Raw genomic sequence first — 25,843 nt, forward strand, 5'->3', positions numbered from 1 at the left:
TAAAAGGAGTTTTTAATGCCAATACAAGTACCACAAGAAGAGCATCAACCACACGTTATCATCGGTTGTATTGATGAATTAGAAAAAGGTATTTCTCTCTTAAATTCCATTAATGATAACGATTACGTTCATCTTGCATTGCCGTATGTAGAAAGTTCTATTGGCGAACATTTCCGACATATTTTAGATTTATTCCACTCTTTAATGAAAAAAAACACCTCCGAACCTATTAATTACAACATTCGTCGTCGAGGTCATGAGATTGAAAAAAATAGGGAAATGGCCATTAACGAAATTAAAGGGGTGATCCGTTGGTTACTTAATTTCCCGATTGAAAACCTTACCACCTCCGTATCATTACTCACCGAAGTATCCCCATATGAAAAACAAGAACATATTATGCTTTCAAGTATTGAACGAGAAATTACTTTCGCCTCTCTTCACGCCTCTCATCATTACGCTTTAATAAAAGTAATTACGACCTCAATAGGCATAAATACCCAATCAGCCTTTGGATTAGCACCAACAACCACGACTTATCTACGGGGAGAAGCCTAATGTGCACTGTTTCTTGGTTTACGACCCCAACAGGTTACGAGTTATTTTTTAATCGTGATGAACAACGTTCTCGTTCTGAGGCTTTAGCACCTCAGGCCTTCCAAGAAAATAATGTCCATTACATAATGCCTATTGACCCCGTCGGCGGCGGCAGTTGGATTTCACTCAATGACCATGGTATTTCAGTTTGTCTTTTAAATTATTACCAAGGCTTAATACCACCAAAAAATGCATTAAGCCGCGGTCTTCTTATTAAAAAATTAGCCTCTTGTGAGGATATAAAATCAATTCACGACACGCTTTCTACCATAGAACTCTCTCATTTTTCTTCTTTTACTTTATTGATTTTCCATACAACCCAATCGACTAAAAAAAATAATATCCAAGGGTTTCGTTGGGATGGTGAAATATTTAATACCATTAATCCAAGCTCCCCAATGATCTCCTCTTCAATCGATGCAGATAATGTGATTAAACATCGTTTATCTATTTATAAAGAATTAACTCACTCAGGCATAAACCGCCACACTCTCAATCAATTTCACCAATATCATCATACTAAGCTTGGTCATCGGTCTCCTTGCATGCACCGTCAAGATGCCCAAACCGTCAGTTTTACTCACATTATTGTAGATAATAAAAACAATACATTACGCTATTTTTCAGGTTCACCATGTCAAACAAAAAAGTATTTGGCCTATGATGTTCCTTTCCATTCATTCGCCACCACTCACTCCTATAGCTAATAATATAAGGTAATGATTATGAAGAAATTATTGTGTTTATTTATTTTATTATTCAGTCAATCTTCTTTTGCAGAAGACGCTATTTACACTGGTTTTTTTAGCAACAAAGCGGTTGATGGTTACGATACCGTTAGCTACTTCACTGAAGGAAAACCACAAAAAGGAAACGCTGAATTTATTGCTTCTTATATGGGTGCAGATTGGTATTTTTCATCTCAAAAAAACGCAGATTTATTCACCGCTAACCCGACTAAATACGCCCCTCAATATGGTGGTTTTTGTGCGTGGGCCGTGGCAGAAAAAAATGATCGAGCACCTGGCGATCCAAATCAATTTTCAATTGTAGATGGCAAACTGTATTTAAATTATGACGCACAAGTAAAAAGTTTATGGGAAAGAGACATTCCAGGCTTTATTGCACAAGGTGATCAAAACTGGCCTAAGCTATTAAAACAATAGCACCTGATTAGACATATTTATTTCTCATAAAAGGACATCATGATGAAAGAAAAATTACTTAAATATGGGCCAGCCGTTTTTATCGCTTTTGTTTTTATTCAATCATTGTTTTTTAAGTTCACCGGATCTTATGAAACTGACCATATTTTTGGTGTCTTGGCTGAGTGGTCAGGTTTAACTTGGTTTGGTACTTATGGAGGCTATTTAATCGGTACAGCAGAATTAATCGCCTCTATTCTTTTATTTACTCGTTTTCATGGATTAGGCGCAATCATGACTGTCGGAATAATGAGTGGCGCAATTTTCTTTCATCTATTTACTCCCCTTGGCATCCAGATGCCAGAGTTTAACTCGGCAGGGAACATCATAGGCTATGACGGTGGGTTACTATTTGGAATGGCTTGTTTAGTTTGGTTATGTGGTGCTTTTCTTTCGATTAAAGACATTAAATCTCAACATGGATTTTTAGCCTCGTTTATTAAACCAAAAGGAATATAGTTTATGACTGAAAGTCCATTTCGACTGCCTAGAGTTACCCCTTTTGGTCTTGGTGAATCCTTTGCTGAATGGGCAACAGGGTTAAATCGCCTAGACGCACATTATCAAGATTGCCCTCAAGGGTTAAACAGTTTTGAATTCATGCGTCATACACTTCACTGTTTAAATGTGACATACGATATTCATCAAGGTGAATTATCATCTATCCCAAAAAATGGCCCCGTTGTTATTATTGCAAATCACCCCTTAGGAGCATTGGAGGGCGTGATTTTAGCTGAAATGGTGGGCCGTGTTCGACCGGATGTAAAAGTATTAGCTAATGAATATTTAAAACAAATTCCTGAAATTTGTGATCTATTTATAGGTGTCGATGTTTTTGAAACAAAGCAGGCAAAAAAAACGAATGCCAACGCTTTACGGGAAGCTCATCAACACTTAAACAATGACGGCGTGTTAATTATTTTTCCTGCTGGAGAGGTGTCAACATACGATAAAGAAACAAAGTTACTATCAGATAAACGTTGGAGCTATTCAGCTGCAAAATTTATCGAAAAACACAAAGCCACTGCTGTTCCTATTTATATTGATGGTAAAAATAGCCAACGATTCTACCTTGCTGGAAAAATTCATCCCTTGTTAAGGACGATTTTATTGGGGCGTGAAATGCTCAATAAAAAAGAAAATACGATTCATCTCTCTATTGGTGATCCTATTCTTCATAAAGAACTATCCAATTTTAACTCTCCAATTGAGGTGATTAATTATTTAAGATTAAACACTTATTTATTAGCGACAAATACTGACGATACCGCAACATTGAATTCAAGCTTACCCAATTCCGCTCCTATAATGGCACCTATTGATATTTCAACGTTAGAAAACGACATTAATTCTCTTCCAACAGAAGCTAAACTATTAGAGCAGAATGGGCTTTCTGTTTATTGCACTAAAAGCCAAGCCATTCCTAATGTGATTCAGGAGATAGGTCGAATTAGAGAAGTGACATTTAGAGACGTTGGTGAAGGCACGGGGCTAGAGTGTGATTTAGATGACTATGATACACACTATTATCATTTATTTATTTGGCACCAAGAAAACAAAGAGATTGTAGGATCGTATCGATTAGGTCTGGTTGATGAATTAATTGCAGAATTTGGATTAGACGGCTTGTACTCTCGCAGTTTATTTACCTTTCAACAACCTTTCATTGATACGTTAAATTATTCAATTGAGGTTGGACGATCTGTTGTAGCTAAAAAATATCAGCGAAATGTCAGTTCATTACTTTTATTATGGAAAGGGATTTCAACATTCGTTTATCAGCGACCTAAATACACCCATTTATTTGGCCCAGTCAGTATCAGTAATGATTACAGTTTATCTGCTCGTCAATTAATTGCATCAACACTGACTATTCATCATTACGATAATGAAAAAGCCGCATTAGTGTCGGCCACCACTCCCCTAAAACCAATAATAAAAAAAGTATGGAATGGCGATATGCTTTCTCTACTGGGTGATTTAAAACTGCTATCAAAAGTATTAAGTCGTATCGAAAAAGGAAAAGGCTTACCCGTTTTACTTCGCCAATACATCGGGCTCAATGGTAAGTTAGTTTGTTTTAATGTTGATCCGGATTTTAATGACGCTTTGGATGGATTAATTGTGGTCGATATGAGTAATGTGCCACACAAAACATTAAGTAAATACATGGGGAAAGAAGAAGCAATGTGCTACCTTGAAAAGCATCATAATAATTAAACATATTTAGAGCTATTTACTCATGCTCAGTGACTTTATTAACCAACTTCAACATTATAATTTCACTGCTGATGACATTGAAAAATTAATCAGCAGTAGTAAGTTAGAATATTTAAAACCGAAACACGTCATTGCAAAACAAAATGATCATTCAAAATCCTTTTATTTCTTATTAGAAGGACTTTGCCACGCTTCATATTTAACGGTGCACGGTAAGGCATTCAATAAAGAGTTTTACTGGAAAGGCGATTGGGTTGTTGGGTTTGAAGGCGTCATAAATAATGAAAAGTCTCCCTATACGTTAGAAACACTAACCGCAACAACGCTCTTATCCCTGCCTATTGAGTATATTCATCAATGGCGATCACTACCGCATCCTTTTTATCTGAAACTAATCGAAACTCAATTAGTTTATAAAGAGAGAAAAGAACGCTTTATGTTACTTTACTCCCCCCAATCTCGTTACGAAATCTTCTGCCAAAACTACCCAGACCTTCGAGCCCAATTAAGTGACTACCAAGTTGCTGCCTATCTTGGTATTACTCATATCAGTTTAAGCCGTATTAAAAATAGAATAAGAAAGTTAACATAAGTTAATGCCTAAAAAAGGGAAAATAGGTATCTTGATGATCTTCTTTTTTCACTACGATAATTTCTATGACCCATTGGCAAAAAATACCATTTAATAACTTAACTACTGCGCAACTGTATGAACTGCTTCGTTTAAGAGTTGATGTCTTTGTGGTTGAACAAACCTGTCCATACCCAGAATTAGATGGTAAGGATTGCCATGAAGGCGTTTATCATTTAATTGGAACTCAGCATAATGAGATGGTCGCTTGTGCTCGCCTACTTCCTGCGGGTGTGAGTTATGCCAACCCTAGTATTGGTCGCGTAGCAACAAAAGAAACAGCCAGAGGCAATGGCTTAGGGCATGAGCTTATCTCACAAGCTCTCGTATTATGCGAGGAATTATGGCCAGGAGAGACCATTGATATTGGCGCTCAAGAACATTTAAGCCACTTTTATCAAAAGCATGGTTTTAACGTTATTTCTGATATGTATCTTGAGGATGATATTCCTCATGTTGATATGCGATTAGCTAAGTAGTACTAAAATGAAACCAATGATGACGCCAGTTAACCTCGCTATTGCCTTACTTATATTAGGTAATTTATTGGCATCGCTGTCTGATGTCGCAGTAAAAGTTCTTGATGGTGGCGTCTCACCATTTCAATATATTTTTCTACGCCAATTAATCTCTCTTACTCTCCTGTTTCCATTTTGGGTGCGCCAATCTTCGACATCAAGAAGGTTAAGTAACCCAAAAATAACCGCATTAAGAGGTCATATTCTCTTAATTGGCAGTGGTTGCATGGTCGTTTCTATTACTTATTTATCTCTTGCTACTGCCAATGCTGTTTTTTATACCGCTCCATTATTAATGATCCCGCTTTCAATGCTGTTACTCAATGAAAGACCATCAGCTAAAAAAGTACTTCAAACCGTGATTGGATTTATTGGCGTTCTTATTATTTTACGCCCCTCTCAATTTCATTGGGCGGCAATTTTTGCGCTAGGAACGGCAATGACTCTAGCGTCATACAATATTTTGGTTCGAAAAATACCGAATGAACAATCGGTGATAACCACCCTATTTTGGACAACCTTATTATCTCTACCAGTGTCGGGAAGTTTAGCTTGGTTTTACTGGCAGCCATTAACTCATAATGCGTTTTTTTGGATCGCATTGAGTGCTACCTTTATTATTAGTTACAATGGTCTCGCAACTATTGCATATAAAAAGGCACCAGCAACTCAAATATCGTTAGCTGAATATTCAGGATTAATTTTTGTCGTTCTATTTGGGGTGATGTGGTTTGATGAAGTGCCAGATTTATTAACCATCGCAGGCATTTCACTCATCATCCTTCCTCTTATGCCTAAAACTTGGTTAAAGAAAATAAGAGAAAGATAATCATTGTATAACGTTAAATGGGGCGTTACTTACTGCGCCCAAAATTACCATCAGACATTCTAAAGTACATGACAGCTTGGTTATCTCGTTCTATTTGAAGAATATCTAACTCGCCTTGTTGATTAAGTTTAAAACGAAATAGCTGGCCTTTTTTTATGTTACTTAGCGGTTTATCTGCCCCTTCTATTTTTACTACTTTATTTAATTCGGTTAGTGGAAGGTTATTTTTCCTAAATACTTGATAAAGTGTATCACCGGCTTGAATTTGATAATCATGCCATTTTGCAGCACTTTGAGTGGGTTGAGATATTTTCACTTCCGTTGTGTTCTCTACTGGATCTGCTTCTCTTGTTTCTTTTTCTTGTTCTACTTCATAAGAAGAAGGCGCGTTACGAAGTGCATCCTCTTGCTCACTCAATCCTTCAAGATTCAAACTGACACTTTGCCTCTCCATTTCAGGCGCAGAGATCATCGTAGGCTGAATACTCTCAACCTCTTCTTTAGCACCACTTGGCAGCAAAAATAAAATAAAAGTAACCGGCACTAAAATACGTAATGCTTTTTGATGAAAGACAGGTAAACGCTGCCAATAAGGTGACACGTTTTCAGTTAGAGGTTCACACTTTTTCTTAAGTACAGCCAACTGCTCAGAAAAATCTGAACGCTTTATGTTCATTTTATTTTTTTTATTCATGCCATCGCCTCATGCGAAACTGGTTAGCTCACGTTTTATTCTAATATCAGAGTGCAAAGAAGTACAAAAGTTTACCTTAAGCTTAGATCTCTGTATCCTTTAGTCTTTCGTTTATACCATATAAAGAAAGAGAGACAGCATGTCTGAAGTTAAATTAGAAACAGTAGAGCAAAGAGCAAGCTACGGTATTGGCCTTCAAATGGGTCAACAACTTGCACAATCTGGTCTTGAAGGCCTAAACGTTGCAGCTATCGCTAAAGGCATCGCAACTTCACTAACTGGCGACATGCCAGAAATCGAAGTTGACGCTATCAATGAAGCGCTTCAAGCACTTCACATGCGTGCTGAAGAAGCTCGCGCAGAAGCATCTAAAGCTGCTGCTGCTGATGGCGAAGCGTTCCTAGCTGATAACGCTCTTCGTTCAGAAGTAACTGTACTTGAATCTGGTCTTCAATATGAAGTACTAACTGCAGGTACTGGTGAGATTCCAACTTCTGATAAAACAGTACGTGTTCATTACCACGGTATGCTAACTGACGGTACAGTATTTGACAGCTCTGTAGAGCGCGGTCAACCTGCTGAATTCCCAGTAACTGGCGTTATTGCTGGTTGGGTTGAAGCTCTTCAACTAATGCCTGTAGGTTCTAAGTGGAAACTTTCTATTCCACAAGATCTAGCGTATGGCGAACGTGGCGCTGGCGCTGCAATCCCTCCATATGCTGCTCTAGTATTTGAAGTAGAACTACTAGACATCCTTTAATCTTTCTCAAAAAAGATTAAAAACAAAATTAAAAAGCGATGCCAATAGGCATCGCTTTTTTTTGTGTCATACTTTAACTATAATGTTATGAAAACAAAACCAACATGTTAAAAGGAAATGACAATGAAAAAAACGTTAATTCTATCGACCTTAGCGCTTTCACTTACTGCTGCCGCCCCTGCAAATGCTTTCTTATCAAGCCTATTTGGTGGCGATGATGAAGTAAAAACAGAAGAAGCTACCGCCTCTAACCCATTAGTAGGAATGTTAACTGATAATCTTGGTATTTCTGCAGATCAAGCCGCTGGTGGTGCTGGTGCATTATTAGCAATGGCAGGTAGTGGCCTATCTAGTTCTGAAAACTCAGAACTAAATAGCATGATCCCAGGACTAGACTCTTTAACTGGTGCAATCCCTGGCGGATTAGGCAGCATGATTTCTAATATGGACAGTGTAAAAGCAGCGTTCTCTGCTCTAGGTTTAGATCCTGCACTTATCTCACAATTCACTCCTTTAATTACACAATACCTAACATCTCAAGATGCAAGCTCAGGTCTATTAGATTCGTTAACGTCATTGTGGAAATAATTTATTCTTAATACATGCAAAAAAAGACAGCAATAAATGCTGTCTTTTTTATTAATTTACTACCTAAAATAGTTTAAATGCCAGAACCGCCCGTTTCAGCATCATCTTCATGCAATCCACACTCTCTCTTTAATCCAAAAAATCGAGTCTCTTCTTCTTTCATTCCTGGTTCCCATTTCTGAGTAGTGTGCGTATCACCAACAGATAAATACCCTTCTTCTTTTAATGGATGATAAGGTAAATCTCGTTGTTCTAAAAAGTAATGAACCTCTTTATTACTCCAGTCGATAACAGGTAAAAACTTAAAGACCCCATTTTGAATACTTAAAATAGGTAAATGAGCACGAGAACTTGATTGATCACGACGTAAGCCAGAGAACCAAATACTAACGTTTAATTGATCCAAGGCTCTTCTCATCGGTTGAACTTTATTTAAACGATTATAGTGTTTAAGTCCATCAACACCTTGTTCCCATAATTTACCGTAACGCGCTTCTTGCCACATAGGGCTTTCATCCGCTGTAAATACTTGTAGATTCAAATTAAGACGCTGAGTTAATTCATCAATGAACTGATAAGTTTCAGGGAAAAGATACCCTGTATCGGTCAAAATAACAGGTGTATCCGATTTGGCATCAGTGACTAATTGCAACATCACTGCCGCTTGAATTCCAAAACTAGAAGAAACCGCAGGTTTACCTTCTAAGTTTTCTAACGCCCATAAAATTCGCTCTGCGGCTGTCAGTGTTTCAAGCTCAGCATTAACCTCTGACAAACGTAATATTTGCTCTACCTTTGGTAATGACAGCAGCTCTGATAATTGCAATTTAGGCATAAAAGTCCCTTTTTGATACTTTCACTTCATCCACAATTCCGGCTCGAATGGTAAAATCACCAAAGCCTTCATTCTCTTGACGCTCAGTTGCCCAACGACCAACCAATTCATCAATCTCTGATAAGATTTGGCGATCCGTTATATTTTCTTTGTACATTTTAGGAACACGAGTACCACTGCGATTCCCCCCTAGATGGAAATTATAACGACCCGGAGCTTTACCGATTAAACCAATCTCAGCAAGCATTGCTCGACCGCACCCATTAGGGCATCCCGTGACACGGAAAATAATATTATCTTCTTCTGGTAGCTTATGTTTTTTTAGTACGTCTTCTATTTCAGTTACAAACTCAGGCAAGAAACGCTCTGCTTCTGCCATTGCTAATGGACAAGTGGGAAACGCCACACACGCCATTGAGTTTTTACGTTGTTCTGAATGCCCATCATCAATTAAGCCATGCTCTCGAGCAATTTGCTCTATCTGATCTTTTTGCTCAGCAGGTACACCGGCAACAATTAAGTTTTGATTGGCTGTCATTCTAAAATCACCTTGGTGGATCTTAGCAATCTCAGCCACACCGGTTTTTAATGGCTTACCCGGGTAATCTAATAAACGCCCATTTTCAATGAATAATGCAAGATGGTGCTTACCATCAATGCCATCCACCCAACCAATTCGATCACCACGTTCTGTTAACTCATAAGGGCGGCTTGCTTCAAATTGAATACCAGCCCGTTTTTCGACTTCCGCTTTAAAGACATCCACACCAACACGATCTAACGTGTATTTTGTTTTTGCATTTTTACGATTTGAACGATTACCCCAATCACGCTGAGTCGTCACCACCGCAGCAGCTACGTCTAACGTTTTTTCTAGTGACACAAAACCAAAATCATCCGCTTTACGAGGATAAGTAGCGGTATCACCATGGGTCATCGCAAGGCCACCACCCACAAGAACATTAAAACCAACAAGCTTCCCATTATTAGCAATGGCAATGAAGTTCAAATCATTCGCGTGTACATCAACATCATTTTGCGGAGGGATCACAACGGTCGTTTTAAATTTACGAGGAAGATAATTACTGCCTAAAATAGGCTCTTCATCAGTCGTTTCTAATTTTTCACCATCCAACCAAATCTCAGCATAAGCACGCGTTTTTGGTAATAAATGCTCACTGATTTTTTTCGCCCATTCATACGCTTCTTGATGTAACTCCGATTCCACCGGATTAGTCGTACACAATACGTTTCGGTTTACATCACCCGCTGTTGCAATTGAATCAATGCCAATGCTATTCAATGTTTGATGCATTAATTTAATGTTTGGTTTCAAAACACCGTGAAATTGAAAGGTTTGACGCGTTGTTAAACGTAAGCTGCCATACGAGGTATTTTCTTCTGCAAATTTATCAATCGCTAACCATTGTTTTGGGGTAATAATTCCACCCGGCATACGTGCACGAAGCATCACGTTATGCAGAGGTTCTAATTTTTGTTTTGCACGCTCAGCTCGAATATCTCGGTCATCTTGTTGGTACATGCCGTGAAAACGGATCAATTGAAAGTTATCTTTAGTAAAGCCACCCGTAATGCGATCTTGAAGATCCTCTACGATCGTACCTCGAAGGTTGTTACTTTCACGTTTTAGACGCTCGTTATCTGCTAATGGGCCTAGATCAGTGCCTGATAAGATTGTTTTTACTGCAATTTGTTCGCTCATTAGTACACATCCCTTTGGTAACGTTTCGCCTTACGCAGATCATTTACAAATTGTTCTGCTTCTTCTCTGTTCTTTTTACCTTGCTGCTCAACAATCGTAATTAACGCGTCATGTACATCTTTTGCCATTCTAGTTGCATCACCACACACGTAGATATAAGCGCCATCTTGCAGCCACTGCCACACTTGTGCTGAATGCTCTAAGATACGATGCTGTACATAGACTTTTTCTTGTTGGTCACGACTGAATGCGACATCCAATTGATTTACAACGCCTGACTTAAGGTATTTTTGCCATTCAACTTGGTATAAGAAATCTTGCGTGAAGGTTCTATCACCAAAGAATAACCAGTTTTTACCTTCTGCATCACGGTTGTCACGCTCTTGTACAAAAGAACGGAAAGGAGCAATACCCGTTCCAGGACCAATCATGATCACTGGGGCATTATCATCTTGAGGAAGTTTGAAATTATTATTGTGTTCAATAAATACTTTTACTTCGTCACCCTCTTCTAGGCGATGAGATAGAAAACTAGATGCTCCACCAAATCGAGTGTCATCGCCTTGTTTGTATTCAACAACAGCAACCGTTAAATGCACTTCTTCATCCACTTCTGTTTGGCTTGAAGCTATTGAATACAAACGAGGAGTTAAACGACGCAGTAAACCCACTAATTGCTCTGCCGTTAATTGGGTTTTCTTTTCTGATAACAGATCAATGACTTGAGTATTGCCAGCGTATTGGCGCAACTTATCTTTATCTTGTGCCAACTTCTCTAGCTTTTTACTGCCTGATAGCTCTGAAAACTTGCTGACTTGTTGTGGATTTGCTGATGTGATTTCATATTTTTCAATTAAGGCTTTTTGAAGAGATATTGATTCTCCATCTATTTCAACTTGTTCTTCACCTGTTAATCTAACTTGTTTTAAAATAGCAGAAACAAGTTCAGCACTGTTTTTAAACCAGACTCCTAATGCATCACCAGGTTGGTAAGTAAGACCTGACCCTTCAAGGTCAAGTTCGATATGACGTACATCTTTACCTGAATCGCGGCCTGTAATTTTTTGGCTTGTCAGTAACGTCGCGGTATATGGATTTTGTTTAGAATATTGAGTGGATGCATGGGCTACTTGGCCCACAGGTAACTGAACTACCTGTCCACTTTGTTCTGTTTTTACAGAAAGAGCGTCTTTGACTGTATCTAACGCCTGCTTACGCCATTCAACTGCTGAAGCTTCATAATCAACATCGAGATCGATACGTTCAATAAATGGCGTAGCCCCTTTCTTAGCTAAGTACGCATCAAAATCTTTACCCGTTTGGCAAAAGAACTCGTAACTCGAGTCACCCAATCCAATGACACCATATTTTAAATTATCAAGTTTAGGTGCTTTTTTAGATTGAAGAAATTCATGTAACTCAATGGCATTATCAGGTGCTTCACCTTCACCATTGGTCGATGCGACAATAATTACATGAGTTTCTTTAGCAAGGTTTTTACCTTTATAATCACTAGCATCAAATAATTCAGCTTTAATACCTGCTGTTGAGGCTTCAGCTTTTAATGCTTCTGCCACCCCTTTTGCATTGCCAGTTTGAGAAGCATAAATAATTGATAACTTACCAGCAGGATCGCTTGATACCGCCGCAGCGGCTTGGCTTATGGGTTGTGCTGCGCCAGATGTTTGGCTGACACCCCAAAAATAACCACTTACCCAAGCAAGTTGTTGTGGAGATAATTCAGAAGCCGCTAACTGTAACTGACCTATTTGTTGGTCATTAAGTGGGCTAGCGAGTGCGGAGAGTTCCTTTAATAACATGACGACATCCCTATTCATTGCGTCACATTAGATTAGCGACTCTTTTCTATAACAAGAAAGAATAGATAGGTATGTTTTATAACTTTTTGGAAGAAAGAAAAGTTTGCGTTACGTAATTTATGCTGAAAATAAATTAATCATTGATCCTGACTTGATTAAATCCAACCGCTAATGCGCTTTTTGAGGCAGACTCTAAATCCCTGTATTTCATTTCTCCACCTTTAAAATCCGTAAGTAAAACAAGGCCTCCACGTACATGGCGAAATTCTACAATCCAAGAATCTTCAACTATCACCGGCTCAATGACTGCTTCAACTAATTGATCTTCTTGGTACATCAATTTTAATTCACTTAATGTCGTCATAACTGCATCCTTACCAAATATGAATATCATAGTAATATCCATTCTATAAGCATGGGCAATAAACTGAAATTGAGCAAATTTAAAATAAAAAAATAGCGACTCAATCTCTTGAGTCGCTATTTTTAATATTCTTGATGTCTCTGATTAAAAATCAAATGACAAACCACCAAACCAACCATCGACCATTACATTCGCTTGGTCACTATCAAAACCTTCAAAATAACCAAACTCATGATCCATTACGCGATAACCGATTTTAAACTCAACATCAACAGCATCCACAGGAAGAATATATTTAACTCCTGCTTGGCCATCCATCGTTCGAGTATCACTGCTGCTACCAAAATCATACTGACCAAAAATATGGAAGTTTGTGTTTGGGATATGCAGTGACGCATCAGCATACATGTTCATTGCCGTTTCACTAAAGCTTTGATCTGCTGGTTGAGCTGGATCAACAGAGCCACCTTTATTAAATTCACCATTAGCAAACTGCGTTAACGTTAAACCTACATCAAACTGAAGACCATTAGTGTCTAATAATTTGTAGTAACCAGTGTAATCGATTTGATCATATTCAAAACGATCCGATTTAACTGGGGTGTAACGCACTTTTACATTCGGTAAGATTGGGTATGGGTGCTCAAATGCAATAGAGAATGCTTGCGAAGCATTTACGTCATTTTCACGAACCGCATTATCTTTAGATCCAACTTTTGCATCAGGGAACCACGCATCAATTTCAACCTTAGTAGTAAATTCCTTCTCTTCTGAATGTGCAGGTACTGCCAATAGTAAAGCAGCAGAAGCAACAACAGTACTGAGGGATAATTTGTTCATGCGTAGTCTCCATTTGCGACGCTATTTGTTCATATTCGGTCATAATAAACGATTTGGTTTATTTATGTACTCTTCTTTTTTATATCACGAATCTATTAACTATCGTATAAACTTTATACGTCTAATTCAGCAGGGATCTTAGCTAAAGCAGCTTCAACCACTTCAATACCTGAACCTGGTTTATGCGCATTTTCACTGATATAACGACGCCATTGTCTTGCACCTGGCATGCTTTGGAATAAACCCAACATATGACGCGTGATATGGCCTAAATGTGCGCCATTTTCTAATTGACGCTCAATGTACGGATACATCGATTCAACAATTTCACGACGTTTTTTAATTGGTTTATCACTACCAAATAATTGTTGGTCTACTTCTGCTAATAAGTATGGGCTCTGATACGCTTCACGACCAATCATCACTCCATCTAAATGCGCTAAATGTTCTTTTGCTTCTTCAAGTGTTTTAATTCCACCATTCACAGCAATGATCAGTTGAGGGAAATCTTTCTTAATTTGATACGCTCGAGGGTAATCAAGCGGTGGGATCTCACGGTTTTCTTTAGGACTTAATCCACTCAGCCACGCTTTACGCGCATGGATGGTAAATTGATCACAACCGCCTTTTTCATGAACAGTAGATACAAAGCGAGTTAAAAACTCATAGCTATCTTGATCATCAATACCTATGCGAGTCTTCACTGTTACTGGAATATCAACAACCGCTTTCATTTCTGCAATGCATTCAGCAACCAATTCTGGCTCTGACATTAAGCAAGCACCAAAACGACCATTTTGAACTCGATCTGACGGACAACCAACATTTAAGTTAATCTCATCGTAACCGCGATCAGCTGCTAATTTCGCACAATGAGCTAAATCTTTCGCGTTTGATCCCCCTAATTGCAATGCCAGTGGATGCTCTTCGTCATTGTAAGCAAGAAAGTCTCCTTTCCCATGAATAATAGCACCCGTCGTAATCATCTCTGAATATAACAGAGCATTCTCTGATAATTGGCGATGAAAATAGCGGCAATGACGATCGGTCCAATCAAGCATAGGAGCGACAGAAAAACGTTGTAGTGGATGCATATTACAAAAATCCTTAAGTATTAAGTAGTTACATCGAATACCACTTAGGGGCATTGCAATATATTTTATCCTATTTTGACTTATTTTGACAATAGGGGACGGAATAGGGGACGTGAAAAACCCCCTATTAATCGTTCGAAGAGCGGATTATAACTGCCAACAGAAAATGCTTCAACGATGATAACAAAAACAACACACGCCGTAGCACCTCTTTATTTATACACCCAAATTACAGAGGTTAAATATGGCTACAATAAACATTGAAAAAATACAGCGAAAAACAGGTGTCAAATACAAAGCCAGAGTGCGAGAAATACGCAATAACAAGCGCATATTTGAAAAATCAAAAACCTTTGCTAAAAAGACTCAAGCGCAAGATTGGGCTAAAGAGATACTCAAAGAGTTAAATGAAGACGGTGTTCCCAATATAGATATGCCAAGAAAAAGTATCCTTCTCGGTGATCTGATCAATCTTTATTTAAACGACAGCATCACGTCAAAAAATTTAGGCCGCTCAAAAGCTGCGGTATTACAACGATTACGCAGTTACGACATAGCATTAGTACAAGCTGATGAGTTAAATGCTATGCACTTGGTTCGTCATTGCCGTGAACGTCTCAATGAGCCAAATGCCCCCCTGCCCCAGACTGTCTATCAAGATATCACCTACCTGCGTGGCGTCATCAATGTTGCAGGGCCAATTTTTGGTTATAAAGCAAATATTCATGCCCATAACGAAGCAATCCCAACCTTGGTTAAATATGGTTTAATAGGCCGCAGCAATAGACGAGATCGACGCCCGACAAAGGAAGAGCTGCAACTGGCTGAAGAAGGTTTACTCAAACGTCAAAGCCACAGAGCATCGCATATACCCCTTGTCGATATTTTTCACATATCTATTTTGACTTGCATGAGGCTTGGAGAGATCACTCGCGTGACATGGAATGATTTAAACATCGATACTTCCACTCTAACGATCCGAGACCGTAAAGATCCTCGTAACAAGCGGGGCAACCACTGCACTATTCCACTATTTCTTGAAGCTCTAGAAATTATTCAACGCCAACCAAAGATTGATGAGCGAATTTTTCCGTATAACTCACCTTCTATTAGCGCAGCTTGGCAACGAATGTGCAAAGAGCAATCCCTTATAGATCTACATTACCACGATCTGAGAGCTGAAGGCGCCTGCCAACTTTTTGAAAGGGGGTTGAATATTGTCGAAATATCAAAAATCACTGGACATCGAGATATTAATGTACTGAATAATATCTATCTTCGAATTAGTGTTACAGAGCTTCACAATCATTCTCACAACATCTAAATTATTAGAACAAAAAACAAGCAAGAGTGATTTTAATCACAAATTTCATTCTTGCTGATAATTTTTTTTGTTTTTTTTATTACTGATAAAAATAAGTTCGACATTTCGATGCTCAGAGACATGCTTTTTAATAGTGTTTAAAGCACATATCGTTCTCCGAACGTCAAAAAAGCCTACATCGCATCTAACCCCATAAAAAAACACTATTTACGACCCCTTCTCGTTGATCCCCTAAAATTTTGAAAAGTAAATTAACTAACTTAGTATCGACATCAGTTAAAAATAATCATTGGAAAATTGCGATGCCGTCCGTTTTTATCGAGCAAATATCTAGAACTAACAAAGGAAATTCAAAATTTAAAGTGCGTGCTCGCACACTCATGAGCGATCCGATATCTGGACAAAAAACGCGTACATTCTCTTCTTTAGCACAAGCGAAATCATTTAAGAAGAAGCTCAATGCGAACTTTGCGAAGGGCGATTATGGTTTTTTTTCAGCTATGAAAACGTATTCTAGTTTGGGCATTGTTATTAATGACTATCTATCTAACCCACTGACTAAAAAACACATCAATAAAAAATCAGCATCGCTTCTTAAGCGTATAGCAACATCACCGATAAGCTCCGCACCTGCTGATAAACTTGAATCATATCACTGGTATACACTGATAGAGTATATGATTGAGCAATGGAACATTAAACCCCAAACAGCTGCAAATAATCTTTCTATTTTGAGTTCAGCACTTAAAGATTGTGTCACTATTTTACGCTACCGCGTCGCATTAGACTCGTACTCCACTGCAATATCTACAGCTCGGCGTAAAGGCTATATTGCTCGTAGTGAGACTCGAACTCGTCGTCCAACTAAGGCTGAGTTGACAAAGATCGAACTAGCACTCAAAGCAGAAAAATTAGCTCAACGACGAACAATTCCGATGCTAGATATCTTTAATGTTGCCTATCAATCTGCCGCACGACTAGGTGAAATTTGTGGGGGAATAGCTTGGCAAGATTTGGACGAAAAAAGTCACTTACTCACGATCCGTAATCGTAAAAATCCTACTAAAGGAAGCTCGGTTTCATCCACCTTTGAATTATCTAAAGAAGTTTTTGAAATCATCATGCGCCAACCTCGTGGCAAAGATAGTGACCAAATTTTTCCCTACAACCCAAGTTCAGTAGGCTCAGCTTGGAGAACATTAATGAAAAAACTTGAAATTAAAGATCTACATTTTCACGACCTTCGTGCAGAGGCGTTATGCCGACTCTACGAAGCCGGCTGGACACTATCAGCTATTTCAAAAGTTTCAGGTCACCGATCACTCGATATTCTCAATAATTTTTATCTTCGCTTCTACCCGACTCTTCCCAGTCGTTTAGCTGCATAACTGTATCTATCTACGTAACCTCTCTCGATAACAGAGAGAGGCTACTAATGTCTCTAACATTTCATAAATAGAATAACTAAAATGCGAAATAATCAAACAAATACATTATCAATGCTCAACTCTTTCTCTATCAATAACGACTTAGATAAGATCAAAAAAGACGCAGCTGAAAGCTCATTTATTTTTGATAGGCTCGTTCTAAAAGGGCAATCAACTATACTTTTTGCACCACCAAATGCGGGTAAAACGCTGCTAATAATAAATCAACTAAAGCAAGCATACGACACCGGAGATCTGAATGGATTATCTGTCTTCTATATCAACGCTGATGATTCTCAAAGTGGCATCATTGAAAAAACAGAGATTTTAGCAACAATAGGAGTCCATACTCTAGTTCCTGGTTACAATCACTTCAAATCACATTCACTATTAGAAATTATGAATGGATTAGCTGCTGATGATGAGGCGAAAAATGTAGTTCTTATTGTCGATACACTAAAAAAATTCGCAGACACAATGGATAAGAAAAACATGCGACATTTCGGTATAAAAGTAAGCGAATTTATTCTAAAAGGCGGAACATTCATAGGTCTAGGTCATACCAACAAAAATCGAGATACTAATAACAATCTAGTTTACTCGGGTACGTCAGATCTTATTGAAGATGTCGACTGCATCTACATGATGAACATTGAAGACGAAAACACTGATAAATCAGGACTACAAACAAAACACATCAAGTTAACTAATCAAAAACTCAGGGGGAATAACGCACTCGAACTCACTTATGTGTATGAAAAATCAGAAAATATGCCGTACCTCGACATGGTTAACTCTGTCAATAACATCGATTCTGATACGTATATAAAAGAGATGATTTTGCGAACTGAGAAACAGAACTATGCTAACTATATTAGTCAGTACAATGATGCTATTTCATTGATTAGTAATGTACTGAGTACCGCTAAAATAGATAAATCTAAACTAAGAGAGCACCTGTTACAGCACACAAATTATGGTCGAGATAAGTGTATTGAAATCATTGATAAAGTAACAGGCAAGCTCATTAATTTCAAGATGGAAGGAAAAACAGGCCGAAAAAAAGTCTACTTTCTTATAACTAATATCTAACTCTTATACCCGTTCTTTACGTTATTTACGTTATTTACGTTTATTAAATCAACTGAATGAACTGAATGCCCTAGAGTATGAGTCAGAAATAAAATCTGGCTCATACCCCCAATTCAAAAATACTCTACTCTGATTAACCCAGCGTCTTCACCCAAAAAGTCAATTCATTTATCCCTTAGTATGCTCATTCAACATATCAAAGATTATTCTTACGAATTGTTGATTTTTTATTGGATCAGACAGAAGCTGCATCATTTGCTCTTGATGTGCTTCGTTGCTGCCAAGAATTGCATCATCAATCGCTTGAGGAAAGTCGCCTAGCATTGCTTGATCACGAGTATTGTTATTAATCTGGGTCATTACTGATTCGTTCTCTGATAACTTGTCACGTACCGTCTTGGCATAGTTGATCATGTCACTATCAGTTAAGTTCTCAGTGCTAAATAACTCATTTAAGCGGTTAAGGATCAGCGATAAGAAGTCTTCTTCCTTGTTCTTAGGCTTAGCCGTACCGACATCATTACTTGGCTCTAGCTTGTAATCTGCTGCGTCTTCTTTGAGCTTGATGTCTTGTTCTCGGATTTTAGATAAGCGGTAGTGGCTCATTTCGACGTTGCTTAAATCAACCTCATCCTCTTGTACGTTTTGTTCATGCAGTAGGGGGCGAAGATAACGGGCGAACAGGCTTAATTTCTCAAGTTCTTTGTCTTCGTAATCAACAATCTGTGACATGAACTCGAAGAAGCGCACAAAGCTACCTAAGTCTTTCTTGAAGATCTCTAGGCGGTCTTTTTCCTGCTTACACTCTTTGAAAGAATTTTCAGCGTTAGCAATTAATACTGCATCTTTGGTCTTCTTGGTGCGTTCGAACATATCTTTTGATTGAATATAAGCATCAATCGCAGATTTATAACGATGTTGCCAACGATCAACCGCAGGTTTACAGATATTACTCACCGCAGCGTTAGATTTCTTCTTAGTCAGGAAGGCGATACAGAATTGCTCAACTTCATTCCATAAGAAAATACCGCTAGAACGTAGCTTTTCATACAAATCAAATACAAGGTTAGGATCGGTGACATCCATCAGCTCAGCAGTTTGATAGTAAGGTTGGAACGCTTCGAGAATGTCATCAGGCTCGTTAAAGAAGTCTAATACAAACGTACCACTTTCAGCCTTGCCTAAATAAGTACGGTTTAAGCGTGAGAGGGTCTGTACGCACTCCACACCACCTAAAGGCTTATCAACATACATTGCACACAGTTTAGGTTGGTCAAAGCCTGTCTGGAACTTATTAGCCACTAGCATCACTTGGTAATCATCACTATCAAACGCTTTACGCATATCACGACCCTTTAAGTTAGGGTTCATGTTGTTTTCAGTGAATTTCTTATTAAGCAGGGCAAGGCTATCAGGATCGTTGTCGTTAAATTCCACTTCACCAGAGAACGCCACCATAGCCGCAATGCGTTGGTAGTTGTTATCGGTAATGTATTTATCAAACGCCAGCTTATAGCGTACCGCTTCTTTACGAGAGCTGGTAACAACCATAGCCTTAGCCTGACCACCCAATAGGTGCATCACATGAGTTTTGTAGTGTTCAACAATCACTTTTACTTTCTGTGAAATGTTGTAGTCATGCAGACGTACCCACTGGTTAAGTTTATTTTTGGCTTTCTTGCTATCGACTTCTTTATCTGCGGCCTCAATTTTCTGTATTAGCTTATACGCCACTTGATAGCTGGTGTAATTCTTGAGTACATCTAAGATAAAGCCTTCTTCGATTGCCTGACGCATTGAATACACATGATAGGCGTATGGTTTGTTGGTCTTAGACGCTGGCTCATCAGGATTAGGTAAGCGACCAAACAACTCTAATGTTTTCGCTTTAGGGGTAGCAGTAAATGCGTAGTAGTTAAGGTTATTACTGTTCTTACGTGCCGCCATGGTTGCATCAAGAATGTCTTCTGACGATAGCATCACATCATCATCGGCTTCTTCGATCATCAATACTTCTTTAAGCTTGCGAGCGGTAGAGCCGCTTTGTGATGAGTGGGCTTCATCTGCAATCACCGCATACTTACGTTTTTTTAAGCTAACGCTGTTTTCAATCGCTCGTAGTACATACGGGAAGGTTTGAATCGTCACAATGATGATAGGCTGTGAGTTCTCAAGCGCAGCCGCCAGCTTTTCAGATTTAGAGCCGTCACCTTCTTTGTTGTTGATACGACCCACCACACCATCAGCATGTTCAAACTGATAGATAGTATCTTGTAGCTGATCATCAAGAACGGTGCGGTCTGTTACCACAATCACTGAATGGAACTGCTTTTCACCTTGCTCATCATAAAGGGTCGAGAGCTGGTGGGCTGTCCATGCAATCGAATTTGATTTACCAGAACCTGCACTGTGCTGGATCAGGTATTTATTGCCTGTACCTTCAGCAATGGCAGCGCCTATCAATTTACTCACGACATCCCATTGATGGTAACGAGGGAAGATCAGGGTTTCTTTCTTGTACTTGCGTCCTTCCCAATCTTCTTTTTCTTCAATTTGCAGGTGAATGAAGCTACCTAAGATTTTTAATAGGTTCTCAGGCAGTAATACTTCATTCCACAGGTAATCAGTGGCGTAGCGGTTTAAGCTCTTTTCATCAGAGAGGTCAGGTACATCGTTACCTTTACCGCCTTCTTTCGTACCTTTGTTAAACGGTAGGAAGAAGGTGTCATCACCAGCGAGCTTGGTTGCCATGAAGACTTCGTATTGGCTGACAGCAAAGTGTACCAATGCACCACGTTTAAAGGTCAGTAATGGCTCTGGCTTTTTGGTTTCAGGATCTTTGGGTAAACGAGTTTGCTTGTATTGCGTAATGGCGTTGTGTACAGCTTGTTTGAACTCAGATTTTAGCTCAAGGGTTGATACAGGTAAGCCGTTTACAAACAGCACCAAATCAATACGCCATGCTTTGGCTTTCTTGCCTGTTAGGGCTAAGTGCTCTGCGGTGGCGTAAGGGCTATAAACCAACTCGGGCACAACACGGCAGATGTTTTGCTCATAACGCGCCAGTGTTTCAGGGTTAAGGTTGTGCTCTGGTTTAAACTGACACAGCGAGAAACGGGCATTACGGATTTTTAAGCCATGACGAAGCACGCCTAACGTACCGTAAGTGCGAGAAACGGCATCGGTAGCGTTGCTGTCGGCTTTTTTTAGTTGTGCCACCAGCGCATCAAGAAAGTGACGCTCGGTATCATTGGGGTACACCTTGGCAAACTTTCCCCACTCTTTGGGTTGAGTAGTTTGTACAAAGTGAAGCGCATCTTCGCAATACAAAGCACGTTTACGATCATAACGATCAGGTTTACCTTGCTTCCAACCGTTAGCGACCATTTGAGCGATCATCTCATCTTGAAAGATGCGTTCTTGAGTGGTGTCGTTACTCATGCTATCACCTCCTCCTGTGCCTCATTGGTATCACTGCTGGTGGTGGCTACCCAACTACGAACATCTATCTTGCCTGTGACGGCGGCTGAGATAAGGGCAGTGCGGCGTTCAGTTAAAAGATGTACTTGTTCTTTGCTTTTTTTGATCAACGAATCAAATTTATTTTCATTGTTGGTTAAATAGGCTGTTATCTCTTTTAGCTCATCTTTTGGGGGGAAAGGGAATGATACAGACTCAATACCTTCACTTGATATATTCGGTTGATTAGTAATAGTCATGTTATTTTTAAACTGAGCAATAAAGCTATTGCTTAGAGACGAAAATAAAATGTAATCCGTTAGATTTTCATCCTCAATTTTTAGAAAGCCAACACGTTGGTTGATCAAAGGCATTTTTTCTAATTTAGGCATTTTTGCCACTTTAATACCACCAGCGATAATTGGACGAGTCATTGCAAATACTAAAGAGTTTGGTGGTGCGATATATTCAGAATTATCATGAGCAAACGTTTCTGGTAAATAAGCTAGTTCATTAAATGACATTGTTAAATGAGAAACGTTAGTGATTTTAACAACGGGATACCCTTGTTTAATAAAATCACCGCTCTTAAATGCAAAACCACCTATAACTCGACCAAAATGCTTGATTTTTTTTACACTCCAATGCTCAGGCACTTCACCCAACCACTCAACACCCGAATCTTTCATTGGTGCGTCAGGATTTAGCCCTTTTGTGACAGCATGGCTAATCACCGCTTGACGTTTTTCTTTAAGCAGTTCGATAAGTTGCTGCTGCTTTTCGATAAGCGTGTCGATTTTTGCCGTTTCGTGATCGAGAAAGGCGGCAATTTGGGTTTGATCATTAGTCGTTGGTATAGCAATGGTGAAATTATTAACTGTTTCTGATGGTACTCGTTTTAATCCACCAGCTCCTGTCATTGCCCCAGTAGCTACAGCCATAAAATTATCTTCCTGTAGGCGGTAGTACAAAAAACGATTATTTATTAAATCATTTGGTCTTAAAACATAAATTTCTGATGAGCCAAAGCCTATGCCATTGGTTAAACCAGCAGCAATAGCCATGTTTTTGTTTTCGAAGCACGGGGTTACTTTGGCTATTAAAACATCACCATTTTTAAAGTAGGTATAGCCGTCATAAACATCTTTTACGGTGCGTATCTCATCAAGAGTGATTGAATTTAATTTCAGCTTCTCCATCGGTAGAAAAGTACACTTCTCTGACATGATGGATTCTTCTAGCTCTGATTTTTTAGGTGTTAGTTCTGCTAGATATTTTAGAGGGACTATAGACCAGTCTTTTGGTATTTCTTTTAGCCACTCAATCCCTGAATCTTGATATTCAGAATACGCTTGATACTTACTCATTACGAACGCACCTCTTGCAGTAGGCTCATAATTTCATCACTGACCAGTGCCAAATCTTCATCAATTGCTTCCAGCGCACGAGGTGGTTGGTACACATAGAAATGGCGGTTAAATGGAATTTCATAACCCACAATGCCAATCTCACCATCTTTATCATCACGCTTATCGGCATTGATCCACGCATCGGCAACGTGTGGCAATACTTCACGCTTGACGTAGGTTTCGATAAGCTCAGTGGTGGTGATGCTTGGATCTAACGGTACGTTTTCGTTATCACGTAGATCGCCATCTGGTTGGAACTCAACTACCTTACCGTTGTAGTTAAATGAACCATATAACGGCTGTGAGGCTTCTTTGATGACTTTCTTGATCACAGGCTCAGCTTCTGGATTCTTAAACGTTACCGCATCAAAGAATTGTTTCTTCTCTTTGGCATCAAACTTAATGCCCGTTGCTTTGAATGCGCCTTTCATGGTGATGTCGAATTGGTTGAAATCGTTGCTCACTAAATCTCGACCACCAGCCATCTTTTCACCAACAGACATAGCAGATACTGCGGTTTGTAGCTGTTGGGCTTTGTCCATTAGCGAACGTTGGAATAACCACAACTTGCTATCTAACAGGTCTTTGATTTGTTTTTCTTTCAGTTCGCTAAACTCAGCTTTGATGAGCGCACGTACTTCGGTTTCAACTTCAGCAAGGTAGCCGTAGCTATCCTCATTCCACGCTGTACCAAACTCGTTATATAAACGCTCCATTGGTGCATTGAGTGGTTTTGGTGCAAAGCGTAGGCTTTCAATTGCAGCATCGGTAATTTGTGCCGATAGGCGTAGTGGGCGTTCAATGGTTAAGCGGCGATAGCCAAAGTCGGTGCTGTTGAAAATCTTACTTGCGAATGTCTTTGGTGCTGCTGTTTTACTGGTGGACGATTGGCGACCACGGTTGGATTTTTGTTCTGCTGGCTTATTAAGTCCCATGTCTGCAAGAGAAGTAGCATCAATCACTTCAAAGTTACCAAAAGTACGGGTGATAAGTTTGATATCGTCTTCGCTCATTAGGTTACGCTTAGAGCCTAACGATTTACGCATCTTGCCATGCAGGTTAGAACCATCAATCAGTTGAATCTTGCCTTTGCGCTCAGCTGTTTTTTTGTTTGATAGCACCCATACATAAGTCGCAATGCCTGTGTTATAGAACATATCAGTTGGTAAGGCGATGATACCTTCTAATAAGTCAGCTTCAAGGATATAGCGACGGATCTCACTTTCACCGCTACCTGCACCGCCTGTAAACAGTGGAGAGCCATTTAGGATGATACCGATACGACCACCATCTTTAACGTATCCATCAACGTTATGAAGCTCTTTTAAGGAAACAGGGCGCATCTTGCTGATAAGGTGCATCAAGAACAGCAATGAGCCATCAGAAACACGGGGTAAACCTGCACCAAAGCGACCATCAAAACCTTTTAGGGCATGCTCGTCTTTGATTTCACCTTCGATTTTCTTCCAATCGACACCAAACGGTGGGTTAGACAGCATGTAATCGAATTGTTCTGTAGGCAGTTGGTCGTTAGATAAGGTGTTGCCTAGTTTGATACGGCTAACGTCTTGCCCTTTGATGAGCATATCGGCTTTACAGATAGCGTAAGATTCAGGGTTTAACTCCTGACCAAAGGCACGCATAACGGCTTTAGGGTTCAACTCGTGAACGTATTCCATGCCTGATGATAGGAAACCGCCTGTACCTGCTGTTGGGTCGTAGATAGTACGGATGATGCCATCTTGCGTAAGGGCTTCATCGTCTTCCATGAATACAAGAGACGTGGTTAAACGAACGATATCACGCGGGGTAAAGTGTTCGCCTGCGGTTTCATTAGAGCTTTCCGCAAAGCGGCGAATGAGTTCTTCAAACACTAAGCCCATTTCATGGTTTGATACTTTGCTTGGGCTAAGGTCTGTGGTGGCGAATTTCTTTACCACTTTGAATAGTAGGTTTGCGTCATCAAGTAAGCCAACAAACTCATCAAATTTGAAGTGCTCAAAGATCTCACGGGCATCGGCAGAAAAACACTGAATGTAGTTCTCTAGGTTATCTTTAATGTCACTTTGACCGATTTTGCCTAGATCCATCGGTGAGGTATTGAAGAACGACAAGCCTTTAGGTGCTGATGCTGAAACAGTATGACGTTTGAGCATTTTTTCTTTAGCTTCTTCCGTGATACTCATAGCATTGATTGTTGCTGCTTGAGCAACAACCGCATCTTTACTTTCTTCCAGTACACACTCAAGACGACGTAGCAGGGTAAACGGCAGAATCACACGCCCGTATTGGGACTGTTTGAAATCACCGCGAAGTAGGTCAGCTACAGACCAAATGAAGGCAGCGGTTTGAGAGAAGTTATAATTAGAATTAGGCATAAGAGAATCTTAATCAAAATGATAATAAAAATTATA

The 25,843-nt window shown here is 39.4% G+C and carries 23 protein-coding genes; 13 read left to right on the plus strand and 10 right to left on the minus strand.

The features are described from left to right. The first annotated feature begins 15 nt into the window (after window positions 1–15). From A6E03_RS19170 to A6E03_RS19205, 8 genes are all read left to right on the plus strand, one after another. On the plus strand, window positions 16–558 hold the full coding sequence (locus A6E03_RS19170; RefSeq protein ID WP_065601548.1) for a hypothetical protein: 543 nt from the start codon (window positions 16–18) through the stop codon (window positions 556–558). Beyond that, a complete protein-coding gene (locus A6E03_RS19175; protein ID WP_065601549.1) occupies window positions 558–1,304 on the plus strand; it encodes an NRDE family protein in 747 nt (248 codons plus the stop codon). Before A6E03_RS19170 ends, A6E03_RS19175 begins: the two co-directional genes overlap by 1 nt. An 18-nt stretch (window positions 1,305–1,322) precedes the next feature. Next, window positions 1,323–1,763 carry a YHS domain-containing (seleno)protein gene (locus A6E03_RS19180; RefSeq protein WP_065592209.1) on the plus strand — a complete coding sequence of 147 codons (441 nt, stop codon included), beginning with the start codon at window positions 1,323–1,325 and terminating at the stop codon, window positions 1,761–1,763. Window positions 1,764–1,805: 42 nt separating this feature from the next. After that, entirely contained in the window at window positions 1,806–2,261 is a 456-nt protein-coding gene (locus A6E03_RS19185; protein WP_065592210.1) for a hypothetical protein, read from the plus strand. 3 nt (window positions 2,262–2,264) lie between these two features. Beyond that, complete coding sequence (locus A6E03_RS19190; protein WP_065601550.1) at window positions 2,265–4,022, plus strand: lysophospholipid acyltransferase family protein; 1,758 nt, start codon at window positions 2,265–2,267, stop codon at window positions 4,020–4,022. Between the two features lie 22 nt (window positions 4,023–4,044). After that, a complete protein-coding gene (locus A6E03_RS19195) occupies window positions 4,045–4,614 on the plus strand; it encodes a Crp/Fnr family transcriptional regulator (protein WP_065592212.1) in 570 nt (189 codons plus the stop codon). Window positions 4,615–4,679: 65 nt separating this feature from the next. Further along, window positions 4,680–5,132, plus strand: coding sequence for a GNAT family N-acetyltransferase (locus A6E03_RS19200; protein ID WP_065601551.1), 453 nt, complete (start codon window positions 4,680–4,682; stop codon window positions 5,130–5,132). Window positions 5,133–5,151: 19 nt separating this feature from the next. Further along, complete coding sequence (locus A6E03_RS19205) at window positions 5,152–6,000, plus strand: DMT family transporter (protein WP_065601577.1); 849 nt, start codon at window positions 5,152–5,154, stop codon at window positions 5,998–6,000. Window positions 6,001–6,025: 25 nt separating this feature from the next. Here the strand turns inward: A6E03_RS19205 and A6E03_RS19210 are convergent, their stop codons facing one another. After that, the gene (locus tag A6E03_RS19210; RefSeq protein ID WP_065592214.1) at window positions 6,026–6,694 is read right to left on the minus strand and encodes a LysM-like peptidoglycan-binding domain-containing protein; all 669 of its coding nucleotides are present in this window, start codon (window positions 6,692–6,694) and stop codon (window positions 6,026–6,028) included. Window positions 6,695–6,833: 139 nt separating this feature from the next. Between A6E03_RS19210 and A6E03_RS19215 the strand changes: the two genes are divergently transcribed. Together A6E03_RS19215 and A6E03_RS19220 are read left to right on the plus strand one after the other, a co-directional pair. Next, window positions 6,834–7,454, plus strand: coding sequence for an FKBP-type peptidyl-prolyl cis-trans isomerase (locus A6E03_RS19215; RefSeq protein WP_065592215.1), 621 nt, complete (start codon window positions 6,834–6,836; stop codon window positions 7,452–7,454). A gap of 123 nt (window positions 7,455–7,577) precedes the next feature. After that, window positions 7,578–8,042, plus strand: coding sequence for a DUF2780 domain-containing protein (locus tag A6E03_RS19220; RefSeq protein WP_065592216.1), 465 nt, complete (start codon window positions 7,578–7,580; stop codon window positions 8,040–8,042). A 73-nt stretch (window positions 8,043–8,115) separates the two neighbouring features. Here the strand turns inward: A6E03_RS19220 and A6E03_RS19225 are convergent, their stop codons facing one another. The 6 genes from A6E03_RS19225 to dusA all read right to left on the minus strand — a co-directional run bounded on the left by A6E03_RS19225 (window position 8,116) and on the right by dusA (window position 14,718). Further along, a complete protein-coding gene (locus tag A6E03_RS19225; RefSeq protein WP_065592217.1) occupies window positions 8,116–8,877 on the minus strand; it encodes a phosphoadenylyl-sulfate reductase in 762 nt (253 codons plus the stop codon). Beyond that, window positions 8,870–10,600, minus strand: coding sequence for an assimilatory sulfite reductase (NADPH) hemoprotein subunit (cysI, locus tag A6E03_RS19230; RefSeq protein ID WP_065592218.1), 1,731 nt, complete (start codon window positions 10,598–10,600; stop codon window positions 8,870–8,872). Before cysI ends, A6E03_RS19225 begins: the two co-directional genes overlap by 8 nt. Then, window positions 10,600–12,420, minus strand: coding sequence for an assimilatory sulfite reductase (NADPH) flavoprotein subunit (locus A6E03_RS19235; RefSeq protein ID WP_065601552.1), 1,821 nt, complete (start codon window positions 12,418–12,420; stop codon window positions 10,600–10,602). The genes cysI and A6E03_RS19235 overlap by 1 nt, the downstream gene beginning before the upstream one ends. 133 nt (window positions 12,421–12,553) lie before the next feature. Continuing rightward, window positions 12,554–12,784 carry a hypothetical protein gene (locus tag A6E03_RS19240; protein ID WP_065592220.1) on the minus strand — a complete coding sequence of 77 codons (231 nt, stop codon included), beginning with the start codon at window positions 12,782–12,784 and terminating at the stop codon, window positions 12,554–12,556. A gap of 144 nt (window positions 12,785–12,928) precedes the next feature. Then, window positions 12,929–13,624: a TIGR04219 family outer membrane beta-barrel protein gene (locus A6E03_RS19245; protein ID WP_065592221.1), complete on the minus strand. Its 696-nt coding sequence runs from the start codon at window positions 13,622–13,624 to the stop codon at window positions 12,929–12,931. Window positions 13,625–13,737: 113 nt separating this feature from the next. Further along, entirely contained in the window at window positions 13,738–14,718 is a 981-nt protein-coding gene (dusA, locus tag A6E03_RS19250) for a tRNA dihydrouridine(20/20a) synthase DusA (protein WP_065601553.1), read from the minus strand. Between the two features lie 244 nt (window positions 14,719–14,962). Here dusA and A6E03_RS19255 point away from each other — a divergent pair, with 244 nt between their 5' ends. The 3 genes from A6E03_RS19255 to A6E03_RS19265 all read left to right on the plus strand — a co-directional run bounded on the left by A6E03_RS19255 (window position 14,963) and on the right by A6E03_RS19265 (window position 18,561). Then, complete coding sequence (locus A6E03_RS19255; protein WP_065601554.1) at window positions 14,963–16,042, plus strand: site-specific integrase; 1,080 nt, start codon at window positions 14,963–14,965, stop codon at window positions 16,040–16,042. A 380-nt stretch (window positions 16,043–16,422) separates the two neighbouring features. Further along, a complete protein-coding gene (locus A6E03_RS19260) occupies window positions 16,423–17,430 on the plus strand; it encodes a site-specific integrase (RefSeq protein WP_176703514.1) in 1,008 nt (335 codons plus the stop codon). An 81-nt stretch (window positions 17,431–17,511) separates the two neighbouring features. Next, window positions 17,512–18,561, plus strand: coding sequence for a helicase RepA family protein (locus tag A6E03_RS19265; RefSeq protein WP_255310675.1), 1,050 nt, complete (start codon window positions 17,512–17,514; stop codon window positions 18,559–18,561). Window positions 18,562–18,729: 168 nt separating this feature from the next. On the opposite strand, the gene A6E03_RS19270 is transcribed toward A6E03_RS19265, so the two are convergent. From A6E03_RS19270 to A6E03_RS19280, 3 genes are read right to left on the minus strand one after another with little or no spacing between them, the layout of a single operon-like run. Then, the gene (locus tag A6E03_RS19270; RefSeq protein ID WP_065601557.1) at window positions 18,730–22,002 is read right to left on the minus strand and encodes a type I restriction endonuclease subunit R; all 3,273 of its coding nucleotides are present in this window, start codon (window positions 22,000–22,002) and stop codon (window positions 18,730–18,732) included. After that, window positions 21,999–23,387, minus strand: coding sequence for a restriction endonuclease subunit S (locus tag A6E03_RS19275; RefSeq protein ID WP_065601558.1), 1,389 nt, complete (start codon window positions 23,385–23,387; stop codon window positions 21,999–22,001). The genes A6E03_RS19270 and A6E03_RS19275 overlap by 4 nt, the downstream gene beginning before the upstream one ends. Next, window positions 23,387–25,807, minus strand: a complete 2,421-nt coding sequence (locus tag A6E03_RS19280) for a class I SAM-dependent DNA methyltransferase (protein WP_065601559.1) — start codon at window positions 25,805–25,807, stop codon at window positions 23,387–23,389. Before A6E03_RS19280 ends, A6E03_RS19275 begins: the two co-directional genes overlap by 1 nt. Window positions 25,808–25,843: the final 36 nt, after the last annotated feature.

It is taken from the genome of Aliivibrio sp. 1S128 (assembly GCF_001691065.1).
GTDB lineage: Bacteria > Pseudomonadota > Gammaproteobacteria > Enterobacterales > Vibrionaceae > Aliivibrio.